Here is a 4,669-nt window from a genome sequence, read left to right as displayed (position 1 = left end):
GGAGGCGGCGGAACGGGAGGCGCCCGTGGGCCCCTCGGTCCACCGGGGCGCCACCCCGGCGCAGCCCTCCGTTCCCCCGCCCGCCCTGCTCCGCGACCACCGGGACGGCATGCGCGCCGTGCTGCTGGGGCGGTTCGACCTCGCCGCCGCCCCGCTGACCCGGGTGGTGGACCGGGGCCGTCCCGCCACCGAGCCCGAACGGCTGCTGCGTTCGGCCGCCGCCGCCCTCATGCTCGGCGACGTCGGCGCCGCCCGCCGGGCCGGGGCGCGGGCCCTGGCATCGGCACGCACCCTGGGCACCGCCGCCCTCGAACCGAGAGCCCTGGAGTACTTGGCCTACGCCGAACTGCGCGCCGGACGACACCAGTTGGCCCGGACCCATGCCGAGGAGGGGCTGCGCGCCGCGCGCCGGGCCGGGCAGCGGAACACGGCCGCACACCATCACGCGGTACTGGCGCTGGCGGCATCGATCGAGGGCGCCCGGGCGCGCGTCACCGAGCACGCGACCGCGGCGCTCACCACGGCCCGGCGGCACGGCCTGGCCCAGGCAGCGCTGCTCGCCCAGTGGGCGGCGGCCCGCGCCGACCTGGGCGAGGGCCGCCCCGAGGAGGCCGCCGACCGGCTCGGCCCGCTGGTCCGTCCCGGCGCGCGGCGCGGGCACTTCGCGGTGTGGATGCTCGCCGTCCCCTGCTTCGTGGAGGCCGCCGCGCTGGCCGGCCGGCCCGAGGACGCCCGCGCGGTGGTCGAGGACTTCGCACTGTGGGCCGGCTGCGGCGCCGACCCGCAGGCTCCCGCCCAACTCCTGCGCTGCCGCGCTCTGCTGGCCGCACCGGAGGCAGCCGACGAGCTGTACCTGCGTGCCCTGGACCGGCACGACGAGACGTCCGGAGACTTCGAACGGGCCCGTACCGAACTGCTGCACGGAAAGTGGCTGCGCCGCCGGCGCAGACTGCGCGAGGCCCGCGCACGGCTCGGGGAGGCGCTGGTCGACTTCGAACGCTGCGGCGCGCAGCTCTGGGCACGCCAGGCGGCCGCGGAACTCCGCGCAGGCGGTGCGGCGCCGAGCGGGCCGGGGGCCGGCGTGGCTCGCCGGCACGGAGCGCGGGACCTGTCCCTGCTGACCCCGCAGCAACTGCGTATCGCGCGGTGTGTCGCCGAGGGTGCCACCAACCGGGAGGTGGCCCTGAGCCTGTCCGTCAGCACCCGTACCGTCGACTACCACCTGCGGAACGTTTTCGCGACGCTCGGCGTCCGCTCCCGGGTCGAACTGGTCCGACTGGTCGAACAGGAGGAAAAGACCGGTGCACAGCTCTAGGGACCGACCGGACGGTATGCCATCCTTCGGGGCAGGACGAGTCGGGTGGCGGCCCGCCCACGGACCTCGCGACCGGCCCGAAGCCGGTACCGGGACCGTCACGCGGGTGCCGCCGGGAAGCCGAGCCTGGGGGAGATGCGCGATGCCACACGCCGTACGGCCACGGAGCCTGCCACGCCCGGGGCCCGTGCCCGCACCACGGGCGCGGGCACCGCGTGTGCGGTCGTTGATCGACGCCGACGCGCTGAGCGTACTGCACCGGGCCGCCCGGATACTGCTGGACGACCTGCCCAGGCTCTCCGACCAACTGGTCGCCCTGCTCCAGGACCAGGAGCCCGCCTACCGGTCGGCTATCGAGAACGACGCCACCGAGATCTGGCAGGAGGTCCACCGCTCACTGCGGCACAGCATCGCCTCGCTGCTGGACCCGCGCGGTGTCCGGGACGCGGCACGCCGCTGCTCCTGGAAGATCGGCGTCACCCGCGCCGAGCAGGGGCTCCCGCTGGACGCGCTGCTGCACGCCTTCAGGCTGGGCGGCTCCCTGGTGTGGCAGAGCCTGGTGGAGGAGACCTCCCGGGCGGCTCCCGAGGACGTGCGGCTGCTGGTGCACGTGGCGTCCGACGTGTGGAACTTCGTCGACGAGCACTGCACCGTCGTGGCGGACTCCTACCGGCAGACCGAGCGGCAACTGGCCTGGCGGCGGGAGAACAGGGTGCGGCTGCTGGCCGCGGCGCTGCTCGACGGGACCAGCAGGATCGCCGACCTGCCCGAGACCGCGCTGGCGCTGGACCTGCCGGAGCACGGCCGGTACGTGGTCGTCGCGGTCGCCGGCGGATTCGCCGCCTGTCCCGGTGCACAGGCGGCGCTCGCTCCGGGTGTGCGCGTGCACTGGCACACGGGCGTGGACACCGACCACGGCATCGTCCGGGTCTCCGACGACACGGAGCCGGTGGTGGAGGACGAACAGCCGCCGGGCGTCCGGGTGGGTGTCAGCAGCGCCGTCGAAGGCCTCGCCGCGGTGGGGGAGGCACGCGGGCTGGCGGACACCGCGCTGAGCCTGTGCCCGGAGACCGGTGGCACGGTCCGCCTGACGGAACACCTGCCGGCGGCCCTGGTGGTGTCGTCCCCCGACCTCGGCGCGGCCCTGGCCGACCGGCTGTTCGGCCCGCTGGCACGGCTGGAGCCCGCCGACGCGGAGGTCCTGCTGGACACCCTGGCCACCTGGCTGGCCTGCGACGGATCCGCCCAGCGGGCGAGCAGACGCCTGTACTGCCACCGCAACACCGTCCTCAACCGACTGCGCCGCTACGAGCAGTTGACCGGACGTTCCCTCTCCCGCCCCTTCGACCTCGTCGAGGTCACCCTCGCCCTGACAGCCCGCAGGCTCCTTCCGCGCTGACCCGAGCGCCGAGGGCTGTACGGTCAGCGCTCCGGGACGTCCTTGACGAACACGATCCCGTCGGCCTTCTCCACATGGGCCGGGTCGAAGGGGATGTACCCGAACCAGGGGGACACCCGGGGAGCGGGCGGGCCGGAGCCGAGCAGCCCGGCCAGCCGGGGACCGTCGGCCAGACAGCGGTCCTGCGGGAGCGCGTACAGCAGTCCCTCGACGGTGTCCGCGGGCGGAGCGCCCACGTCCCGGTGCCGGAGCGTGCCGATCGCCGTGGCGAGGAACGCGTACTCCGCGCCCAGGCGGGCGTCGACCAGCGCGCCCGCGCTCCACCACTCCACCGGCAGGCCGCCCACCCGCATCTCGCTCCGGTTCCGCTGGAGATGGACGTTGTGGGCATGGACGAGTGCCGGGCCCCGCTCGGCGACGGCGAGAAGGTTGTCGGCCATGATCAGGTCCCGCAGGCCCATCAGCAGCGCCATCCGGACCGGGGACGGGTCGGCCATCGCGTGGTGGTACCGCAGCAGGCCGGTGGCGGTACGCCCGTACAGGCGGGCCCGCTCCCAGGCGTCCCGCGAGGCCGTCCCGAGCAGCTGCGGGCCCCGTGCGTCGAGCAGCGCCACCAGGTCGTCGGCGAGCAGCCGCAGCTCCCCGGCCTCGGCCGAGCGCCCCACGGACCGGGAGGGGTCCGTCATCGCGGCGGGGTCGGTCCATCGGCCGTCCGCCCCGATGAGGCGGTCGAGCGTCTCCGCGGTGCAGGGGAGCAGGTCCGTGTCCACAGCGGCCGCAAGGCAGGCGTGGAGTGCGGTCAGGGCCTGCCGGGGGCTCGCGGCGCCGGTGATCTCCAGCGGGCCGTCGACACCGGCGAAGCGGAGCCGCTCGGAGGCGGGCCGGCCCGTGTTGTACTCCCGCATCCAGCGCACGAGTTCGCGGTTGCCCGCGAAGGCGCCCCACCCGTGGCTGAATCCGCGCTCCATCACCTCGTCGAGGGTGCCCCTGCCCGAGGCGACGTAGTCGTCCACGACCAGGCCCATCAGGCAGTCGCTCTCGACCGCGATCGTCCGGTAGCCCTCCTCTTCGACGAGTTGCCGGAACAACTCGTTGCGCAGGTCCAGCAGAGTGTCCTCGCCGTGGGTGGGCTCCCCGAGGGCGAGCAGTCGTGGCCGGCCGGGGAGCAGGTCCATGGCGGCCGTGGCGTCGACGGCTCGCACGGCGTCCTTCAACTGAGTAGCCATACCCTCAACGCTATCGTTGAACTTTCGGTGGAGACTTTCCCGCGATACGGTCCGCTCCATGGGGCGAAACCCTCAAAGCGATGAACGGCTACGGCCGATCGACCTGGCACGTCGCCACGGTCTGTCCACCCAGGCCGTCAGGAACTACGAACAGGCCGGCATCCTCCCGCCCGCCGACCGCACCCCCCACGGCTACCGCACCTACACCCCGCTGCACGCACGTGCCCTGGACGCGTTCCTCGCCCTGGTGCCCGGCCACGGCCATGCGACGGCGACGGCGATCATGCGGGCCGTGAACCGGGCCGCGGTCGACGAGGCGTTGCGGATCGTCGACGAGAGCCACGCCCGACTGCTCGACGACCGGCGCACACTCCGGGCCGTGGAGAACGCCCTCGACGACCTGGCGCCCGGCACGGAGCCCAGCCCCTCGTCCGGGCCCGGCGGCACGTTCATCGGGCCGCTGGCACGCGAGCTCGGAATCCGTCCCGCGACGCTGCGCAAGTGGGAGCGCGCCGGTCTGGTGAGCCCGCGCCGCGACCCGCTGACCGGCTACCGCGTCTACGACGAGGCCGACGAGCGCGACGCCCGGCTGGCCCACCAACTCCGGCGCGGCGGCCACCTGCTGGAGCAGATCGCCCCGCTCATCGCCCAGGTACGGTCGGCAGGCGGCCTCGAGCCCCTGGAAGCCGCACTCCACGACTGGCACGCCCGGCTGTCCGCCCGCGGGCG

Annotated in this window: 4 protein-coding genes; 3 read left to right on the top strand and 1 reads right to left on the bottom strand. The window is 74.6% G+C overall.

Going from position 1 to position 4,669, the window contains the following annotated elements:
- A partial coding sequence (locus tag AOK11_RS33815; protein WP_167353867.1) for a helix-turn-helix domain-containing protein occupies positions 1–1,315 on the top strand: 1,315 nt, incomplete at its 5' end.
- A gap of 142 nt (positions 1,316–1,457) precedes the next feature.
- On the top strand, positions 1,458–2,714 hold the full coding sequence (locus tag AOK11_RS33810; RefSeq protein WP_055597491.1) for an RsbRD N-terminal domain-containing protein: 1,257 nt from the start codon (positions 1,458–1,460) through the stop codon (positions 2,712–2,714).
- A 23-nt stretch (positions 2,715–2,737) separates the two neighbouring features.
- Here AOK11_RS33810 and AOK11_RS33805 read toward each other — a convergent pair whose 3' ends face one another.
- Positions 2,738–3,940 (bottom strand): erythromycin esterase family protein, encoded by a 1,203-nt coding sequence (locus tag AOK11_RS33805; protein ID WP_055597490.1) that lies wholly within the window; start codon positions 3,938–3,940, stop codon positions 2,738–2,740.
- Between the two features lie 58 nt (positions 3,941–3,998).
- Between AOK11_RS33805 and AOK11_RS33800 the strand changes: the two genes are divergently transcribed.
- A partial coding sequence (locus AOK11_RS33800) for a TioE family transcriptional regulator (RefSeq protein WP_055597489.1) occupies positions 3,999–4,669 on the top strand: 671 nt, incomplete at its 3' end.

The sequence above is a fragment of the Streptomyces hirsutus genome, from assembly GCF_001418415.1.
In the GTDB taxonomy this organism is placed as follows: Bacteria; Actinomycetota; Actinomycetes; order Streptomycetales; family Streptomycetaceae; genus Streptomyces; species Streptomyces hirsutus.
The sequence above is the reverse complement of the archived record's forward strand: the minus strand, read 5'-3'. Positions and strand labels throughout refer to the sequence as shown.